13 protein-coding genes are annotated in these 19,628 nt (G+C 61.5%); 5 read left to right on the forward strand and 8 right to left on the reverse strand.

Annotated elements, in window-relative coordinates; genetic code table 11:
• Nucleotides 1-66: 66 nt before the first annotated feature.
• Together SH292x_RS23215 and SH292x_RS23220 are read right to left on the reverse strand one after the other, a co-directional pair.
• Nucleotides 67-633 (reverse strand): hypothetical protein, encoded by a 567-nt coding sequence (locus SH292x_RS23215; RefSeq protein WP_442483408.1) that lies wholly within the window; start codon nt 631-633, stop codon nt 67-69.
• A complete protein-coding gene (locus SH292x_RS23220) occupies nt 630-1,781 on the reverse strand; it encodes a KpsF/GutQ family sugar-phosphate isomerase (protein WP_442483409.1) in 1,152 nt (383 codons plus the stop codon). Before SH292x_RS23220 ends, SH292x_RS23215 begins: the two co-directional genes overlap by 4 nt.
• Nucleotides 1,782-2,417: 636 nt before the next feature.
• On the opposite strand from SH292x_RS23220, the gene SH292x_RS23225 reads away from it, so the two are divergent.
• Nucleotides 2,418-3,512, forward strand: coding sequence for a PA0069 family radical SAM protein (locus tag SH292x_RS23225; protein ID WP_442483410.1), 1,095 nt, complete (start codon nt 2,418-2,420; stop codon nt 3,510-3,512).
• A 240-nt stretch (nt 3,513-3,752) separates the two neighbouring features.
• Here SH292x_RS23225 and SH292x_RS23230 read toward each other — a convergent pair whose 3' ends face one another.
• Nucleotides 3,753-4,391, reverse strand: a complete 639-nt coding sequence (locus SH292x_RS23230) for a TVP38/TMEM64 family protein (RefSeq protein ID WP_442483411.1) — start codon at nt 4,389-4,391, stop codon at nt 3,753-3,755.
• Between the two features lie 161 nt (nt 4,392-4,552).
• On the opposite strand from SH292x_RS23230, the gene SH292x_RS23235 reads away from it, so the two are divergent.
• Nucleotides 4,553-5,587, forward strand: a complete 1,035-nt coding sequence (locus SH292x_RS23235; RefSeq protein ID WP_442483412.1) for a hypothetical protein — start codon at nt 4,553-4,555, stop codon at nt 5,585-5,587.
• Nucleotides 5,588-5,652: 65 nt separating this feature from the next.
• Here SH292x_RS23235 and SH292x_RS23240 read toward each other — a convergent pair whose 3' ends face one another.
• The 5 genes from SH292x_RS23240 to SH292x_RS23260 all read right to left on the reverse strand — a co-directional run bounded on the left by SH292x_RS23240 (nt 5,653) and on the right by SH292x_RS23260 (nt 11,586).
• Nucleotides 5,653-5,853: a small basic protein gene (locus SH292x_RS23240; RefSeq protein WP_442483413.1), complete on the reverse strand. Its 201-nt coding sequence runs from the start codon at nt 5,851-5,853 to the stop codon at nt 5,653-5,655.
• A 216-nt stretch (nt 5,854-6,069) separates the two neighbouring features.
• The gene (locus tag SH292x_RS23245; protein WP_442483414.1) at nt 6,070-6,945 is read right to left on the reverse strand and encodes a serine/threonine protein kinase; all 876 of its coding nucleotides are present in this window, start codon (nt 6,943-6,945) and stop codon (nt 6,070-6,072) included.
• A 187-nt stretch (nt 6,946-7,132) separates the two neighbouring features.
• Nucleotides 7,133-8,356 carry an efflux RND transporter periplasmic adaptor subunit gene (locus SH292x_RS23250; RefSeq protein WP_442483415.1) on the reverse strand — a complete coding sequence of 408 codons (1,224 nt, stop codon included), beginning with the start codon at nt 8,354-8,356 and terminating at the stop codon, nt 7,133-7,135.
• A 48-nt stretch (nt 8,357-8,404) separates the two neighbouring features.
• Nucleotides 8,405-10,774 carry an ABC transporter permease gene (locus SH292x_RS23255; RefSeq protein ID WP_442483416.1) on the reverse strand — a complete coding sequence of 790 codons (2,370 nt, stop codon included), beginning with the start codon at nt 10,772-10,774 and terminating at the stop codon, nt 8,405-8,407.
• A gap of 86 nt (nt 10,775-10,860) precedes the next feature.
• On the reverse strand, nt 10,861-11,586 hold the full coding sequence (locus SH292x_RS23260) for an ABC transporter ATP-binding protein (RefSeq protein ID WP_442483417.1): 726 nt from the start codon (nt 11,584-11,586) through the stop codon (nt 10,861-10,863).
• A gap of 155 nt (nt 11,587-11,741) precedes the next feature.
• Here SH292x_RS23260 and SH292x_RS23265 point away from each other — a divergent pair, with 155 nt between their 5' ends.
• From SH292x_RS23265 to SH292x_RS23275, 3 genes are all read left to right on the forward strand, one after another.
• Nucleotides 11,742-13,502 (forward strand): TIGR03790 family protein, encoded by a 1,761-nt coding sequence (locus SH292x_RS23265; RefSeq protein ID WP_442483418.1) that lies wholly within the window; start codon nt 11,742-11,744, stop codon nt 13,500-13,502.
• Between the two features lie 349 nt (nt 13,503-13,851).
• Nucleotides 13,852-18,237 carry a tetratricopeptide repeat protein gene (locus SH292x_RS23270; protein ID WP_442483419.1) on the forward strand — a complete coding sequence of 1,462 codons (4,386 nt, stop codon included), beginning with the start codon at nt 13,852-13,854 and terminating at the stop codon, nt 18,235-18,237.
• A gap of 128 nt (nt 18,238-18,365) precedes the next feature.
• The gene (locus SH292x_RS23275) at nt 18,366-19,442 is read left to right on the forward strand and encodes a hypothetical protein (protein WP_442483420.1); all 1,077 of its coding nucleotides are present in this window, start codon (nt 18,366-18,368) and stop codon (nt 19,440-19,442) included.
• The last annotated feature ends 186 nt before the right edge of the window (nt 19,443-19,628 follow it).

The raw sequence follows: 19,628 nt of genomic DNA on the forward strand, positions 1-19,628 counted from the left end.
GACCCTAAAGACTTGCGAAGATTAGCGAGTGACGCGACCAGAAGTAGAAAGAGAAGCGTGAGCAAACTAAGGTCTCCAGGAACCAGGAACCATGCCCAAGTGCTCGCTTTCAGCGAGGTCGAGTATTACAAACGGCTCCTCGCCCTGGGGCAGGTCGCTATACCGGTCAGACTGGTTGCGTTCAGGAAGTGACGTGACAAAGACGGTCGGATCGGGACCGCGCCTTTTAACCGTTTCCACACCCCTACACCGCCCTGCGAATCGCACTGGTAGAGGAAAAGTTGCTTCTTCATCCACCACCTTGGCCTGTCTCACGCGCTCGATCATCGTCGGATCCCACGGCAACGGCACGTCGTACACGTACACCAGCATGTCGAAGGTCCCGGCCAAATGACGTTCAGGCTCGGCGTAGGACCACTGGTCAATTTCGTAGAGCTCGGGCTGATCTTTCATATCAACGTCGAAATCACGGACTTCCATATTCGGATTGATCGAAACGTCGATGTCGGCGGCAGAGCCAAATTGCTCGGCGTAGGGCGCTGCCGAGCCCGGCTGGATCTGAAACTGCTGGGCTTCGGAAGTAGTCGAAACCAGTACGAGCAACACCATGGCTCGGAAGTATCGTCCAATCATGCGACTTCTCCTCGTCGTTCGGCGGTGGTTCGGGACTCGGGAAACACGCGGATCGTAGGCGATTCTTCCGTGGGTGTATCGGTGGCCGTATCGTGGGCCGCGTCCGAAGCACCCACCACGTCCGTCACGTCGATCATGCCCACGGGCTGCCCCTCGGCGTTGACCACGGGCAGTTCGCTAATCTTCCGACCGACCAGGATGTCGATCGCATGCTGAGTGCGATCACCAATGGCGATTCGCGCACACTGCTTGGTCATCACTTCGCGGATCGGCTGGTCGAGCTTTTGCTCGTGCCGGCTCTCGACGAGTCGCGCGAGGTCGCTGTCGGTGAAGATGCCGGTCAGTTCGCCCGAGTCGCTCACCAGCATCACCGCACCCGATCGTCGACCAGGACGGCTGCAACTGACGATCACTTCGCGAACTGTTTTACTGTCGCTTGCCACTCGGCACTCGGCGAGTGGACGCATGTGGTCTTCGACCTTGCTGAGTTTGAAGCCAAGGCTACCACCTGGATGGAAGCGGGCAAAGTCTTCAGCCTTGAAACCGCGGAGCTTGCTAATGACGATCGCTAGCGCATCGCCCAGGGCGAGCATCGCCGTGGTGCTGGTGCTCGGCGCGAGGCCCAGCGAGCACGCTTCTTCCAGTTGCCCGAGCTCGATGACGCACGTCGCGGCGCGGCCGACCTTCGAATGACGGCTGGCGGTGATCGCGATCACGGGAACTTGCATATCGCGTAGAGAGGGAAGCAGTTGGACCACTTCGCCCGTCTCGCCGCTTTGCGTGAGCATCAGCACGACGTCTTGCTTGCCAATGCGGCCAAGGTCGCCGTGGAACGCCTCGGCAGGATGCATGAAATGACTCGGTGTGCCCGTCGAAGCGAGCGTCGCCGCGATCTTTTGCCCGACGAGCCCCGCCTTGCCCATGCCGGTGACAATCACACTGCCGGTGCTGCGAAGCACCAGGGCGATGGCATCGGTGATCGAGTGATCGATAGTAGTCGATAGTTTCCAGACCGCGACGGCTTCGAGCCGCAGCACTTCGCGCGCGGCGCGAAGCTGAGCGAGTTCGTCGAGCGGTTCGTCGCGCAGGTTAACGCGAGACGCAGCGTGAGTTTCGTTTGAGCCCCGGAGAGGGCGAGTGGCATCCATGCCAATTACTCCATTGAAAGTAGACATAGCACACCGCGCAGAAACACTCCCTGTTCCACAGCGGGTGGCGGATTGTAGCGGGACGCGCCGAAGAGGTAAACGCGAAGATGAGCGTTTATGCGAGACGTGGGCGCATAAAAAAAGCTCCCAGAAAAGCCACGTCCCAGGGGGGCAAAGGACGGCAAACTCTTCCGGGAGCGATTGGACGCATTCTCGCCTGCGCTAGGGCGGACGTCGTCAAGAGCGTGTGGGGGGAGAGATGCTCTTGAGTGACGCCAGTGATGTAATGTTAGCAACGCCAGGGGCGTGAGGCTACAGCAGTCTATCAAATTGGTGGGTACGGATTCCCGTTGCCACCAACAGCTTTAACACTTGCGCGGCTTAGGAGGATCGCCTCCGCAGCCGGGTTGTGAGGGTAACCGAGATTCCCCTCCGGTCGCAAGAGCAACCTGAAGCCGGCGTTTTTGAGGCGTCCAACTTCTGGTGGCTCGCTGTCAGGTGTCACCTGACGGGGCGGAGAATAGAACCCTGGCGAGGGACCGTCAATGTCGATTTGCGGAATTCCCAAGAATTCTTCTAAGCCCGCGTTTTACCGCACTTCTTGCAGCGAAATGTGTTTTCTTGTACACTCAACTCATGCCCGCCTCACCAGCTCCCCACGAACCGATCAAAGGCCGCGGTGCCCAGAACCAACCAGCCAATCGGTACGTGTCGGTCCAGGTCGAACCCTACTGGGACGACGTGGCCGACGACACCGAATTGATGGCCCAACTCGCCCGCCCGGCGACCATTTACTTGCCGGACGAGTCGCAGTCGATCGTTTCGCAAAACAACAGCCCGGATGTGTCCTTCCGCTACAGCATGAACCCTTATCGCGGATGCTCGCATGGGTGTAGTTACTGCTATGCGAGGCCGACACATGAGTATTATGGCCTGAGTGCTGGACTCGACTTTGAAACCAAGGTGATGGTCAAGCATCGCGCCCCCGAGTTGTTCCGTGCGTGGCTCGCTCGGCCCGCGTGGAAGCCAGAGTGGATTTCGATGTCCGGCGTCACCGATTGCTACCAGCCCGTCGAGCGCGAGTACGAACTAACACGGGGCTGCCTGGCCGTGGCGGCCGAGTGCCGGCAGCCAATGGGCATCGTCACCAAGAACGCCTTGGTGGCCCGCGACCTCGACCTGCTGGCCGAGCTTGCGCACTATAGCGCCGCGCAAGTCGCCGTGTCGATCACAACGCTCGACGCCGAACTCGCTCGCACGATGGAACCACGCACCAGTTCGCCCGAGGCACGTCTGCGAACTATTCGCGAGCTTACCGCGGCCGGCGTGCCGACGCGGGTGATGGTCGCGCCGGTAATTCCGGGTCTCAACGACAGCGAGATCCCAGCGATTCTTGCCGCGGCACGCGAAGCGGGGGCCTCGACCGCTAGTTACATCTTGCTGCGACTGCCCCTGACGGTGGTCGACGTGTTCTTCGGCTGGCTCGAGCGGTTCTACCCCGATCGCGTCGAGAAAGTCGCGTCGCGCATTCGCACCACCCGCGAAGGCGAACTCTACCAAAGCAAGTTCGGCTCGCGGATGCGGGGCGAAGGTGAGATCGCTAGACAGATCGAGCAAACCTTCCGCGTCTTCCGCGCGAAGCACCGATTCGACACCGAGTCACAGCCACTCGATGCCTCGCACTTCCGCCCACCCCGCGTCACCACCGGCCAGTTAAGATTGTTCGAGTAGCTGTAGCCGGACTCGCAAGAGTTCGGGCGAGCGGAGAGGAGAAGTGATTTGAACAGGAGGAAACGGAGAGAACAGAGATAATCAACAAAGAAGAAATCAGGAACACTAATCTGCGCTAATCGACGCTAATCATTCACTAGCGAAGATAGGCGAGGATTAGCATTCTTTCTCCTCCTTCCTTCTTCTCTGTTATCTCCGTTCCCTCCTGTTCCTAATATGCCCGAACTCTTGCAAGCCCGGCTACGACCGTCGCTTCAGACGCTGCCTCACGAGCCATGTTCCTGCGAGCGGGACGACGATCGACAGCACGATCGCCACGGTCATCCATTCGTGCTCTTCGGCTTGGCTGCCGAGGAAGGCAAACGCCAGGGCGACCGCGGCGTTGCCTACGGCGAGCGTCCACAGCATTCGCGACCAGCAGGTGTCGAGCGCACCGCACAGCAGCACCGTTGCCTCGGCGAGGATCGGCAGAGGGCGAGTGACGAGCAGCAGCCACACGTCGTGTTCGCGGGCCGAGGTGCGAAGATTGGCGAGGTCTTCCGGCGCCGCGAACCGCTCGGCGAGTCGCGTCCCCCAGCGCTTGGTGATGGCAAACGCCGAGGTGCCACCGAGCATCAGCCCAAGCCAAGCGGCCACGGCCGTCACCGGGACGCCCAGTTCGGCCCCGGCGAGGGTGATCACGGGGCCCGACGGAATGGGCAGCAAGATGTCCGCCGCTAGCACGCCAACCAGCGCCGTAACAATCCACGCCGTCGGCGGAGGCGAGTCGTGCCAGGCCGCGAACCATCGCTCGAGCGGGCCGTTCCACAACGCGGCCGTCAGCAGCGGCACACCCAATACAACCGCTACCACCAGAACCAATCGGAGGAGCGAATGCATAGGGTTGGTGGCCGTGGGAGCGGAGGTGGTTGACTTCGGTAGCGATGGGTCTAGTTTTACGTGACACGCGCCGCGCACAGGGGTTATTCTACTTCCAGAAGACCCCGGCGGGAGAGCGTGCAGCGTCGCCCCGCTCGATCACGTTTGCCCCACGAATTGCCATGCTATCGCGAATCCTAAGCCTGCTGTTGCTGCTCACCATCTCGCTGAGCGAAGTTGCCTCGGCCCAAGAGCCTACGAGCGACTTGCAGCCCCTGGTCAACCAACTGGGTGATCAGATTCGCATGATCCGCCAGCGCAACGGACGCGACGCCAACGAGCGTACGCAGCAACTCGCCATAGCGCTCGACCGCTGGAACAACTCGACGAAGACCGCCGAAGACGTGCAGCAGATGCGCGAGTGGCTTCAAGAGTCGCTGCAGAGCTCGCTACCTGGCGCCACCAAGTCGATGCCCCAGTTGCCGTGGTTTGCCGAGCGGATTGCTTCGCCGAACACAGAGGCCGCGGCACCCGTTGTTGCGCAAGACACGCCCGCGCTGCCCGAGACCATTGAGCCGGCGGCACCCAAGCCAGTCACGCCGCCCAAGGCGACGACACCCGAACCGTCGACTGTTGCCGAGCAGGCGTCTCCCGCCACGGACGCATCAAAGCCGGTGGTTCCCGAATCCGTTGCTTCGACTCCCCCCGTGAAGCCCGAAGTCGAGCCCAAGCAGGAAGCCAGCGTGTGGCAGCGTCACCCGTCGGCCAAGCCCATTGACCTGGGCAATCCTTTCGCCGACGACGAGACGGTCGTCACCAGCGAGCGGACTTCGCGCGTCGCGATGCGGCCGGCTGGTCTGAGCAAGTCGCCCGTCATGAACGATGTCGACATTAACGTCGCCGAGCTGAACGCCCGCGTGCAGGGCTACGTGCATGGATTGCGAGGCGTCGAGGCGAAACTCGTCAGCTCGCGTAGCATGACGCTCTCCGAGCTAATGCCGGTGATTCGCGAACTCGATCAACTGGCGAAGCAGCGAGATTTCGTCGAGATCTACCTCGACGCTGTGGAGCTCGACCACCCGGGCAAGACCCCCGAACTTCCGACGCTGTCGCGCGCGAAAGCACTGGCGGGGGAGCGGCTGTCGCAGCTGAGCGAAACCGATCGCGAAAACGCGGCGGCCATTGAAACGCTCGAGGCGAAGCTCGAAGAGATGTAAGAAAGAAGGTAGCGGAGACAACAATGCGGTGACCAATAGCAGGCCGCCGCAGAAGGGTCCGACGATTACTTCTCGTCGTCCTTGGTCTTCTTCTTCTTTTTCTTCATGACCAGCTTGCGAACGCGGGTCTTGGGAATGCCAAGTGGCGAATCGCCCTCCGACCAACGACCATTGTCCAGCAGAATTCGCAGCCGCTCGACGCGTGTCATCACGCTGCGGTTGGAGTTGGTGCCACGCTTAACTTTGAGGCTCTTGTCGATGGTCATCGGACGGTCTCGCTAGCTTTGGCCACTGGAGGGCCAATGATCGGAACAAATCGATAGCCCGGAAGTATAGACGGTCTCCCCCCGGTGGAAAAGGGGGCATTTTGGGCGGGAAATGCACACTCGCAGACGCTTTTCCCACCCCAGGCGATCTGGGCCCGTCAGGGCCGGGGGGTCCAGCAACTTTGTGAGGGGGCTCTCCCACAAGTAAACCATCGGTTAAGCGGCGTCTTCCGACTTAAGCCCCTTGATCGCCTTCAGAAAATCGTCCACTGAGCCGAACCGGTCGTCGGGTTCGTTTTCGATGCACTTTAGAATCGCGGCGTCGAGCTTGGGGTCGATCTTCGGATAGTGGGCGCTGATCGGTTTGGGTTTCGTGCCACCATGCGCCATCGCGGCGAGGCCGTCGCTGCCGCGGGTCCAGGGGAGATCGAAGGCGAAGATCTCATACATCGACACCCCCATCGCGAAGATGTCGAGCCGCTTGTCGGTCGGCTTACGCCGCACGACTTCGGGGGCCATGTAGTTCGGCGTCCCCGTGCGGATGCCGGGCTGCATGTACGACTTCTCCGCCGGCACCGTAAGCCCGAAGTCGATGAGCTTGAGCGATGTAGCGTCCTTACTGCACACGAAATTGCGGGGGCAGATGTCCCGGTGAATGTAACCCGCGTCGTGTACCACCTTAATCGCTTCGGCCATCTGTCGCACCAGCGTTAGGCGGTTGCCATCGAGCAGCTTGCTCTTGCCGACGATCAGCGAGTTAAGCCCTGGGCCGTCGAGGAACTCCATGACGATGAACTGCTGATTGTTGGTCGTCGTACCGTACTGCAGCGTGGTGACGATCAGCGGGTGGCTAAACGAACTGGCAATCTTCCCCTCGCTCGGCTTGTCGAGACCTTTGAAACGGGCCTCGAGCGCCGTGGTCTTGTCGATGTCGAGAATCTTGAGCCCAACGAGCTGATCGGTCTGACGATCGCGAGCCAAGTAGAACTCGCTCATCGTCCCCGACACCGCCTCGCGGAGGTACTCGTACCGCTTCTGGACGTCGACCTTGCCCCCTTCGAGCATCGACTTAAAGAAATTGCCAATTCCCACGCGTAGGGTGCCTTATGCCAGGGGGGGACGAAACAGGAGGATTCTAGCTTTATTGTAATATACGCAGCGACTGCGGAGGGCCGCTAGTGAATAGGATCGCCGAGATAGCAGATCACGGGCGTCCGACGAGGCGTTATGCTTCGGCTAGAAGGTGGAGATTCTGCTTCCCTTTTCGCGGTCCCAGCCATCACCGAGCACGCACTTGCACGCCATCAGCGATTTGATCGCTCGGATGGACAATCACCTGGTCCCCTTCGTCGAGGCCTGAGGTGATCTCGGCTTCCAGGCCGTTTTGAAAGCCGACTTTGACTGGCGTTTCGACCGCGCGGTTGTTGACGACTTTAAACACAGCCCAGCCTATACCGGGGCGGAACAGCGAGCTTGCCGGGATGCGGAGGACGTTGTCGGCCTCGGCGACGACGATGCGGGCCTCGACGCGAAAGCCATCGCCGAGCGCGGCACGGTCTTCGATTGGATCGGTAAGATCGACGATCACGTTGACGCGCTGCTCCTCGACGCCAAGTGTCGAGATCTTCGTAAAGCCACTGGGCTCGACGAGTCGCACGCGGCCGTGGAGCACGTGATCGCCACCCCAATGCTCGAGCATCACCCGTGCGCCTGGCTTGATCTTCACCGCGTCGCTCGACAGCACGTCGATTTCGACTTCCAGATCATTGGGGTCGCCAAGCTCGAGTAGCGACATGCCGGCGGTTACGACGGCTGAGCTCTCCTGGAACACTCGAAGCACACGCCCGGAAATGGGAGCCAGGATGGTGTGGTTCCAGCCGTTGCCATTCGCTTGTTCGCCCGTGGTGGATTCACCGGGCGACACGTCGTTGGGGCGCGAGCGTAGCAGCGCCGCACGTGCTTGCTGCAACTCGAACTCGGCAATCTCCTGCGCGTACTTCGAACTTCGCAGTTCTTCCGAGGCAGCATGGTAGCGAGCCTCGGCGTCGTCGAGTTCCGACTCGGTAACCGAGGAAAGCGACTCACGCAGCCGGGCAAGTTGCGTCTCAGCATTGCCCAAGTCGATGCGGGCCTGTTCGAGCATTGGCTCGGTCTTCTTCACCGCCGACTCGGCCGCGCTCACGCGGGCCTCGGCCTGAGCGATGGCCCGGGCGTCGAGCAGTTCGGGGTCGCGAGGTTCGATCGTGGCCAGCAGCGTGTCGCCCGCCTGCACGGGATCGCCCGGATCCATGTTGATGCGAAGCAGCCGCCCGGCGAGCGGGGTGGATACCACGTACTTCTCGCGAATCCGCGTCCGGCCATCTTCGTCGACGGTCACCAGCACTTCGCCGCGTTCGACCTTAGCCAAGTCCACCTCCACAGGATCGGGACGAAACGACAGCGCAATCAACACGACGAGTGCGATGCCGAAGAGAGCAAGAATCCAGGAAAGCCAACTTTTCATTGGGAGCTTAGAGTTTGGGATTGGGGCCAAGAACTGGGGACTGGCTGCTTACTCACGGGACTTCAGCACGGCGATCAAATCCAAGTGGTCGAGCTTACGCCGCACCAGCAGTGCCGACAACACCGAAGCGGCCAACACCACCGACACCGCCAGACCATACGTCGAGTTGCTGATGACAAACGGAAAGCGAAACGCCTCTTCATCGGCAAGGTAGGTGGAGAGCAAATAGGCGAACGACCAGCCAATACCGAGACCCAGCGGGAGTGCCAGCACGGTGATGACGCCCAGTTCCCCCAGAAGGATCGCGGAAATCTCTCGCCGCGTGAATCCGATCACGCGCAGCGTCGCCAGTTCACGGCTTCGCTCCGAAAGCGCAATTCGCGCGCCGTTATAAACCACGCCTAAGGCGATGATCACGGCGAAGCTCAGGTTGATCGCCTTGATCGTCCCGAGGTTCTGGGCGATGGTTTCTTTGAAGCTGGTTAAGCCATACTCCTTGACGCTCACCCCCGCGAGCGCTGGTATCTCCTTCAGTTCGCGATAGATGCTGTCCTGCTTCTCGGGGTCGATCTTCAGGTACGCGCCGCTCGCGCGGGGCGATTCGCGGAGCAGGCGGTTCATCTCGTCGAGGCTCATGTAGACGTTCAGCCCGGCGAGATCGTCGAGCAGCGCTAGCACGGGCAGTTCGAGTGTCGGCCGCTTGCCCTCTAGCACCTCGATGCGCAGCGTGTCGCCCACCCGCGCGTCCAGCAGTTTGGCGAGTTTCGTCGACACCACGAGCCCCGACGGTGGTGGTTGCCAGGAGTTGTGGTGGCGATCAATGAGTTGTAATAGCGAAACGTTCTCGGGAAGCGATTGCACCGCCACCCGCCGATACCGCGACCCATGCCGAACGCGGGCTGGGACCGATCGCATCGGCTCGACATGCAGCACGCCGGGAATGCTCTTGAGGGCGTAGGTAATATCGGTCGACAATGGCTCGACGGTGTTCACCTGCACGTCGTACAATTGCATACGGAAGTACTGCAGGTCGATCACGTAGTCGATGGCGTCCTGCATGAACTGTCCAACGACGATCACACCGACCGACAGCCCCACGGCGAGGATCGAGATGCTGGTCTTTATCCGCTGCCGTTCGAGTTGTCGAATCACCATGCGAGCGACGTTCGGCAGGGCGTGCCCCAGGCCAAGCCGTTCGAACATCGTGGGCTTGAAGTTCGCCGGTGGTTCGGGACGCATTGCCTCGGCGGGCGGAACACGGACGGCACGCCAGATGGCCGCCGACGCTCCGAGTAGAGCCGCTCCGACCGCAACACCAATTGCCAGGGCGACGACACTCCAGCGAACACGGATGAGTATTTCGGGATACTGGTAGACCCGTGCCAACATTTCGGTCACCAGCGCCGCCAGGATGTTGCCCCCCACGGTGCCGAGCGCGGCACCTGAGAGTGTGATCATCAGCACGAACTTCATGTAGTGCCAGCCGATGTCCATGTTGGTGTACCCAAACGCCTTGAGCGCGGCGATCTGCTCGCGCTGCAGCGCAAGCGTGCGGGTGAGCACCACGTTGAACAGGAACGCCGCGACGCAAAGGAAGATGGTGGGCGCGATAAGGCCGGTGGTTTTAAGACCATTGATATCGCTCTCAAGAATCATGTGCGAGATTTGATCCTTACGACCGTAAGCGCCACGCCCGCCATACTGATCGAGCAGTCGGTCGACCTGGAAGATCACCTCGTCGATGTTCGCCCCGCGCATTAGCTCGATCGCCACGTCGTTGAACGCCCCCTCCATGTCGAACGCCATGGAGAGCGCCTCCTCGTTCATCCACATCACGCCGTAGTGCTTGGGGTCGGGGACGATGTCGCCCGGTTTGACCTGGAAGATGTACTCGGGCGACAGCACCACACCCACCATGCGAAGTTGCTTGCGGCGGCCGTTGATGATGGCGGCGATGGTGTCGCCCACCTCCAGCTCGTTAGCCGTGGCGAACTTCTCGCTCACCAGCACTTCGTCGTCCACCGCCGGCGTTAGCCAGCGACCTCGGCGCAAGTACAACTGATTGAGCAGCGGCTTGTGCGTGTCGGGAACGCTGATGAGCTGCCCCAACGCCGGCTCGGGGAGCGTCGGCAGATCGAGATTCACCCCTTCGACCACGCGGGTTTCGACGTGGGCAACGCCGGGGATTTCTTCCAGTCGCCCCTTCATCGAGTCGGGCACTCGCTTGGCGCCAGCAAACACCTCGGCGAAACGCGATCGATCGTAAAACGCCGAGCGAGTGGATTCGAGCGACCGCAGCGCGTTCTGCGAATTGACGAACGTGGCTACCCCCGACGCAATGACCAGCGAAATCGCGATCGCCTGCCCCCAAAGGGCACGCAGGTCGCGAAACAGCTTGCGGTCGAGGGAGGAGAGCATGTGGGAATAATGACCAATTTCTTAAGGACCAATGACCAAAAGCGATAGTGTTGCGTGCCATTCCGACAGGAACCCCTCGAAACGACTTACCATTCGAGTTCCTCCGCGCGGCGTTTCTTGGAGTTGATTTCGGTGTGCGCGATGCGCCCGTCGGAGACGTGGATCACACGGTCGGCCATTTCGGCGATGATGGCGTTGTGCGTGATGACGGCGGTCGTCGTGCCAAGCTCTTCGTTGATCTTCTGAATGGCGTCGAGCACCAGGATGCCCGTGTGGACGTCGAGTGCACCGGTCGGCTCGTCGCACAGCAGCACGTCGGGCTTTTTGGCCACCGCGCGGGCGATCGCCACGCGCTGCTGCTCGCCACCGGAAAGCTGCGCGGGGAAGTGAGTGCGCCGCTTCGCGAGGTCCACCAGCGACAGCGCCTCGATCGGCTTCATCGGGTTGGTCGAGATCTCGGTGATCAGCGAGACGTTCTCTTCGGCCGTCAGACTCGGGATCAGATTATAGAACTGAAACACGAACCCGACGTGCTTGCGACGATACATAGTGAGGGCGCGGTCGTCGAAGTCGGTGAGCACCGCGCCCCTATAGCGAATGGTGCCGGTGGTGGGGACATCGAGCCCGCCCAGAATATTGAGCAGGGTGCTCTTACCGCTGCCCGACGGCCCCAGCAGCACGACGAACTCGCCGGCGTAGAGTTCGAGGTCGACACCACGCAACGCAAACACATCGACCTCGCCCATATGGTAGGTCTTGGTGATATTGTGCGCCTCGAAAACCCGCTCGCCACGGCGGGGTGGGTTGGACATGGGTCGGCCGTATCGCTTGCGAGGGGTGGGTGGGGCGTATGCCTATCTTACCGCGGAAGATCGGTAGTGGGGCAGGGAGCGAGCGGTTTGCCCCCGCCGAGCGGGTCGCGTACAACGGACAGAGTGATGCTATTGCTTCCTGATGCGGAGTTCGCATGTTGTTTGCCTGCCGATTGCTCGTGTTGATTTGCATTGCCCTTGCTGGGCCGACGAGGGCCGCGAGGGCAGGGGGCGGCCCCGAGAACGTGCTGCTGGTAGTCAACCAGAACAGCGATGCGTCGATGACCATCGCGAACCACTACATCCGCCTTCGTGACATCCCGCCAACGAACGTGCTCTACCTCGACTGGAAGCACGGCACAGCGCCCACCGGAGGAACCCTATTCCGTGATGAGATTCTTACCCCGGTTCTGAAGGCGATCGACGAGCGGAAACTAAGCGCGCAGATCACGTACATTGTCTATTCCTCCGACTTCCCCACACGCGTCGACTTTCGTAAGCAGTTCGCGGACGAGAAACTCCCCAAGCAGTTCACCCCCGTCGCCTCGCTCACCGGAGTGACTTACCTATGGCCTTACGTCGCGAAGGGCCAAGCGGCGTTCACCATGCCCACCGTCAACTGGTACGTTCCACCAGCGGCTCGCAACAACCAGGCAAGCTGCATCGACTGCGCGAACGTCGAGACGCGCGGGTTCGGCATGCGTCAATTCTGGGGCAAGGATGGGCAGGTAACATCCGACTCGAAGACGGGCCAAACCTACATGCTGTCGACCATGCTCGGCGTCACGGCGACAGGGGGCAACACCGTCGACGAGGTGGTTCACTATCTCAACCGTTCGGCAGCCATCGACGGCGGCCACCCTGTTGGCACCTTTTATTTTATGAAGAACAACGACGTTCGCTCGAAAACTCGCCACGACTGCTACGCCGCGGTAGCCGCCAAGCTTCGTAGCGAAGGTGCCGAGGCCGAAGTGCAGGAGGGGACCGTGCCAGCATCAGCCCCCGCCGCCATGGGAATCATGGCCGGCGCGGCGAGCCTAGAGGTGGACCCGGGAAAGGTGACGCTGGTCCCCGGTGCCATCTGCGACCACTTCACGAGCTATGGGGGCATCTTCGACCAGAAGTGGCAAACCACGCTCGCCGTGTGGCTTCGCGCCGGGGCGGCGGGCTCCAGTGGCACGGTGGAAGAGCCTTATGCAATTCAAGCCAAGTTCCCACTACCCAGCATGCACCTCCACTACTGGCGCGGTACTTCGCTGGCCGAGGCGTTCTATCAGTCGGTGTCGGGGCCTTACCAACTGCTGATCGTCGGCGATCCCTTGTGCCAGCCGTTCGCGAAGCCGCCCAAGGTGGAAGTCGAAGGGATGAAGCCCAACCAAGTGCTGGGAGACAAAGTCGAGCTGAAGGCCAAGGTCGTCCCCCAGGCTGGCACGAAGGCAGGCATGATGGAGCTCTACCTGGATGGCCGGCTCATGGCTGCGGGGCTACCGGCAGAACTGACGCTGCCGCTGAATACGGCGGGACTTGCCCCCGGCATGCACGAGTTTCGCCTCGTTGCCGCAACCGATGACCCGATTGGCTTCCGAGGTCGGGCCATCTTGCCGGTGCGGGTGGGTGGCGAAGCGGATGCGGACAATCAGGTACAAATGGAAGTCACGCCCCAGCCTATGGTGTCGGCGGGTACGAAGATTCGCGTGACGGTTCGCGGTCCGGCGGACGCGGCGGGAATCGAGATTTTGCAGAACCAACGCCGCGTCGGCTTCGTAGACTCCGCTAGCGGCAGCGTAGAAATTGACAGCAGCGCGTTGGGCCGCGGACCCGTGGGGCTTGTAGCACAGGTGGTCGCCAGCGATCCGCCGGCCACGTCCCCCGCTGCGGGTGCGCGATCGGCCACCTGCTGGATATTGATACGGTAGGTCGTAACGAGCGGACCGTGACGGTCGTAGAGACTAGGGCGACCGCGGTTGTTGCGACCGGGCCGCGGGGGCTCGGCGGTTCGTTGACACCCCCACTGACGCGGCTACCATGAAGGGACGCCCGGTGCGGCCAGCCAAGGCTGGGAGTCTTGGTCCGGTGGCAGCTCGCGGGTTTACCCCCTCGTCGCGCTTGCCGCCGCACCCGATGCCCCTGCATTCGCCGGTCGCCATCGCCCGCCGTTGCGATGGGGGCGGTCGGTACACAGACGGAACCTTATTACAAGCGCCATAACGACCCACTCTTTGGGTCGTGATTGGGATTGAACTGATTTCCTGAGGATATCCTCTCATGCAACGCTATCGCGTTAACTACGGTTTGCTTATTGGTCTGTTGGTTGGCACCCTCGTGGCCGGCGGTTCGGTCTACGGCATCTGGCGGTGGCAGATGACCAACAATGCCGCGGACATGCTGGACCAGGCAACCGCTGCGGAACAGAAGGGCGATCACCTCGAAGCCGTCAAGCAACTCAACAACTACCTCGGCTTCCGTCCCGATGACGACGAGGCCCGCGTCCGCCAAGCCAAGCTCTACGTTCTGCTTGCTCAGAAGTCGCTCGATGCGGGTGAGATTCGCGAGTTCAACGGCTTCCGCGGTGCGGTTAGCAACGTGCTGTTCAAGTATCCCGGCGAGACCGAGCTCCGCGAGGATTACGTCGACCTGCTTGGCACCCGACCGGACGTGATGGCCGCCTTCGCCAAAGAGCAATTAGGGCACGTCGAGGCGCTGTTGAAATCGAAGCCCGACGACGTAGGCCTGCTAACGAAACAAGCTCAGTGCCATGCCGTGCTTCAAGAACCTGCCAAGTCGGCCGAGGTGCTCGAGAAGTTGGTGGGCTACGACCGCGAAACCAAGAAGTTCTCCGACGAAGCAGCGCTTGCGCCCAACGACATCGATGCCTATCGCATGCTAATCCGCACTCAGTTCCAACTGAATCGCCGCGACCAAGCCAAGGCGGTCGCCGAGCAAATGCTCCGCCGCAACCCCGACTCGGCCCAAGCGCACCTCGCAATGGGTCAGTACTACAACACGATCGACCAAGGCGAGGGAAGCCGCGAGGATCACGGAGCGGAAGCCATCGCCGCGATGCAAAAGGCCTACGAACTTGATCCGAAGGATTCAAGCGTTCTCCTGGCTCTAGCCGCCGAAGCCCTGGGCAATCGCGACTTCGAAACAGCCCAGAAGTATCTTGAGGAGGGCCTTGCCAGCGGCACCGACAACCGCGTGTTCTACAGCGGTTTGGCTGGCCTGGAACGCGAAAAGGGCGACACCAAAGCCGCCCTCGAGCAAATCGAACGCGGTCTCGAGAAGGTCGACGAGAAGCAGCGGCCTTACTTGCTGATCGACAAGATCGATATTCAGATCGACGAGAAGAATCTGACCGGCGCGGAGAACTCCATCAAAGAGCTGGAGAAGCAGATCGACTTCAAGCTGCCGCAGGTCGAGTTCCAGGAAGCACGTATCCTGGCCGCCCGCGAAGACTGGCTCCCCGCCACTCGCGCGCTGGAAGAGGTTCGTCCGAAACTGGCCGAAGATCGCCGGCTGCGCTTGCAGCTCGATTTGCTGCTGAGCCTGGCTTACCAAAAGGTGGGCTCCCCTGAAAAAGCACTCCCCATTCTTGAGCAACTGGCTCGCGAATTCCCGAAGAATCCGCTGATCGACCAGCAACTCGCCGCGCTCAACGCCCGCGTCAAGGGCGAGACCACTCCCGGTCAGAGCGTGGCGGGCGACTTCCCCCAGCGTTTGACAGAGGAAATCCGCAAACCCGAAGCCGAGCAGGACTGGGTCGCTTTCGACAAGTACGTCACCAAGTGGGCCGAAGAAAACAAACGATCCGAGGTCCAATTGATGTTGCTTCGGGCGCAGGTGATGGTGGCCCGCAAGAAGTACGCCGAAGCGCGTGAGATTCTGCGCACGGCTTTCGACATGGCCAAGGATGATCTGAACGTTCGCCGCGCCGCCGCACGACTCGTCGCGGTGGACCCCGAGCGAGGTCCCGAAGACGCCATGAAGTTGCTCGACCTGACGGTGCAGCAGTTCGGCGATCAATGGCAGTTGCGTCTCGACCGCGCCGACCTGATCGTCGCAATGAATAAGGAAACAATGGCTCAAGACCTGTTGGCCCTGACCGAGGGGATCGACGACTGGGAGCAAAGCCACAAGATCGAACTGTGGAAAGGCATTGCCACGCGGCTGGGTCGCGTTGGCAAGCGTGACGAGTCGGAGGACGCTTGGAAGAAGATTGCCGAGCTAAATCCGAACGACCTGCCGACCTTGATGCAGGTGTTCGACATGGCGCTGATGCGTAACGACGACGAAGACATGCAGGCCGCCCAGAAGAAGGTGCTCGAATTGGTGGGAACCAAGAAAGACGCCAACTGGGCCTTCACCGAAGCCGCTCGCAAATTCGTCCAGTACCGCAACGAGCCGAACAACGAGCAACTGAAGAAAGAAATCCTCGCCCTCGTCAACACCTCGCTGGCGGAGCGCCCCGACTGGAGCGACCCCTATATTCTGCGCGCGGCGATGGCCGTGAACGATCGAGACTACATCGCGGCCCTTGCTGACTACAAAGAAGGTTTCGCCCGCGGTCGAGGGAATGCCCAAGCGCTCGCGCAATACGTCCGCTTGCTGGCTGCTCAAGGCAGCTTCGCCGAGGCTGCGAAGGAACTAGAGCAATTCGACCCCGCTATCAACGTGGCGTTGGTGGGCGAGCTCTACCCGCAGATCCTGCTGCAAACCGGTAAGTTCCGCGACGCCGCGGAAGCCGCCGATCGACTGGCAGCCGCCGGTGCCGAAAACGGACCGCTCCAACTTTGGTACGGACAGTTCATGCAGGGCATGAGCACCATCGCCACGGCCCCCGAAGACCTGCGTAAGCAGTGCCAAGAGAAAGCGGGCGTAGCGCTCGCCAAGGCCGTGGAGTTGCAGGGCGATTCGCCCGCTCCGTGGCTGGCCCACATCACCAACCTGCTGACCTCGGGCAAGGCCGCGGAAGCCGAAGAGGCGCTACGCCAAGCTCAGTTGGTGTTGGAAGAAGATCAGCAGCCGCTGCTGCTCGCACGCTGTTACGAGAACATGGGTCGGTGGTTCGACGCCGAGGGCCTGTATCGCCTTGCGTACGAGCAAAACCCCGACGCCGACAACGTGGCCCGTCAGCTGGCCACGTTCTACCTGAGTCAGCGTTACCCGCTCGGCGATGGCCCGCAGAAGGCGGTGCCGCTGATCAACGAGATCCTTAAGGACTTCGCCGCCGATCCCGAATCGGTGAGCCGCGATAACGCCACTTGGGCTCGCCGCACGGCGGCACAGATGCTCGCCGCAACGCGCGATTACCAGAATCTGTTGCAAGCCGAGAAGCTGCTCGCCTCGAACTCGGTGAACGGCGCGCTGGCGGTCGACGACAAGATTCAGATGGCCACGATTCTCTCGGCTCGCCCCGAGCCCGTTTCGCGGAACAAGGCCATCAAGCTGCTGGAAGAAGTACGGGCTCAACAACCGTTGCCCCCCGAGCTCGACCTGAAACTGGGTCAGCTTTACTTCGCCGTCGGCAATTGGCCCAAGAGCCGTGACCACATGGAATCGGTGATTACCAAGTACCCCGAAGCCCCCGTGATTCGCGATGCCTACATTCGTATGCTCGTCACCCGTGGTGGGCCCGAAGACCTTCGCATCGCCCGCGAACGCCAGCTCCCGCAGCTCGCTCGACTCGCCCCCAATTCCCCGGCCACGCTCGAACTCGCTTCGATCGTGTACGACAAGTCGGGTGACAAGACGCGGGCGAAGCAGGCACTCCAGCGCATGATGCCGTCGGATCTCTCGAAGCTCGATGCCAATGGGTACCAATTAGTTGCTCGCGTCGCATCGCTACTTGCTAGCCAGGGCGACACCGAGAATGCCGAGAAATTGTTGCAAACGTTGGTGAGCCGCCCCGAAGCGACTCTCGGCGATCAATTGCAGTTCGCCCAGTTCATCGGCGTGTACCGCGACCCCGCACGGGCCTTCGAGATGCTCGACCAGATGTCGAACGACTCGAACGCTCTCCCGGTCATCGACACTGCGATTAACATCATCCGCACCAAGCGAGATGAAATTGGGGACAAGTACGACGCTAAAGTTCAGACTTGGATCGACAACGTTCGCCGTGACGATCCGCAGTCGATTGCCGCCGCATTGTCCGAAGCCAACCTCTGCGACATCCAAGGTCGCTACGAGGATGCGGCCGCGTTGTACCGCAAGGTGCTCCAGAACACCGATCTAGCAGGCACTGCTAAGGCTGCCGTGCTGAACAACTTGGCGTACCTCTTGGCTCTTGGTGCTGCCGAAGAGCAAACTGCGGACGAGGCGGTGAAGCTCATGAAGGAGGCCACCGATATCCTGGGTCCGATGTCCGACGTGCTCGACACTCGGGCCACCATCTGGCTCAATCGTGGCGAGTACCAGGCTGCCGTGGACGACATGACCCTGGCGGTCACGGATGGTCCGACGGCATCGAAGTACTTCCACAAGGCTCAGGCCCACATGGGACTGAACCAGAAGTCCGAGGCCCTCGCCGCCTGGAAGCGTGCCGAGGAACTTGGGCTTACCCGCGAAACCGTGGGCCGGCTGGAAGAGAAGGACTACGACGAGCTGGCCGCGCAAATCGAAAAGCTCAAGAAACAGGGCAATAATCTGTAATTATCCCTCCCAGGTGGTCGGCAATATTTGTCACCGCCCGGCAGGGCGATTACCATGAGGAGATTAGCGGGCCGGCTATTGTGCGACCCGCCCTTCGCCCGTTGGTGCTCGCTCCCCGAGAGGATGCCTTGAGGATGGTCGACCTGCGATTTGTCGTGACACTCGGTTGCCTAGCCGTGGCGGCTTTGGCCACTGCCCAGGAGCCCGTGGGCCGCTCCGCTTATCAAACCGGTGCCGGAGCCTACTTCGCGGGCCGCACCGACGAGGCGGAGAAACATCTCACCCAGGCCATCGGCGAGAGTCCCGACGACCCGCGGGGCTACTACCTGCGTGGACTCAATCGCCTTCGCTCGGGCGACCGGCAAGGTGCCCAGGCCGATCTCGCCAAGGGCTCGGAACTCGAAGCCCGCATGGGCACGAGCTCGCCGCTCGTCGACCAGTCGTTGGCAGCGGTGCAGGGCTCATCTCGATTAACGCTCGAGCGAATCCGCCGCGCAGCCCGCGACGCGGCCGAGGTGAATGCTCGGCAACAGGTGATGGCAAAAACCAAACAACAGCGCGAGGCCCGCGAACGCGTCGTCCTGCGATCTAACTACGAGTTGCCGATGGAGGCGCTCGCCAGCCGACTGTCGATCGACCAAGCTCGCCAAGTCGCGGGTAAGCCTGCGGCAGGCGGTTCCACAGCGGCCCGCTCGCCGGCAGGCGATCCCTTCGCCGACGACGCTACCAACGAAGCCAGCGCCTTCGCGGCGACCCCGGCACCGGTGCTCGACCCCGCGGCAACGAATCCGGTGACGACGAGCGCCAGTGGCGCGGACGGTGTACCTGAAGAAGCACGCGGATCGATGAAAGCCAGTAGCCTGTTTGGCGTGTTCAGCCGATCAACGACGGGTGCAGGGCAAGCTTATATTGCAGACAAGGCGTCCGCGCTTGTGGGCTCGCTTCCCCCGGGCGCTCTACCTCCTGGTGTGGGCCCTCCCGGAATGGCACCTCCAGGCATGGGCCCAGGTGGGCCTCCTCAAGAGTTCGCCCCCGCGGAACCTCCCGCCGGTGCCCCGGCCACGGACGATCCCTTCAACGCGGGCGAGGGCGATCCGTTCGAAGCGGACGCCGCAAGTCCTTTCGACGAGGCCGAGTCGGAAACGCCGATGATGGAAGACAGCTCCGAATCCAGTTCTGCCAGTCCTTTTGACGTTGGCCCCTAAGCCTGAGGTGTCGCGGAGCCCGCGACCTCGCTAGGTTTGCGGTCGCATGGCCAGAATAACGCCCATTCGATTTTCACCCGCGTCGCCTGCCGACTATCGCGGCCCGCGCAACCGCGCCAAGCCACACAGTCGCTGCCCCTAACAGACCCGCCCTGCGTTACCTGAAATCGTTGGTGGTCCCTATCC

The organism is Aeoliella fuhlenseeensis, from assembly GCF_052161615.1.
Lineage (GTDB): Bacteria > Planctomycetota > Planctomycetia > Pirellulales > Lacipirellulaceae > Aeoliella.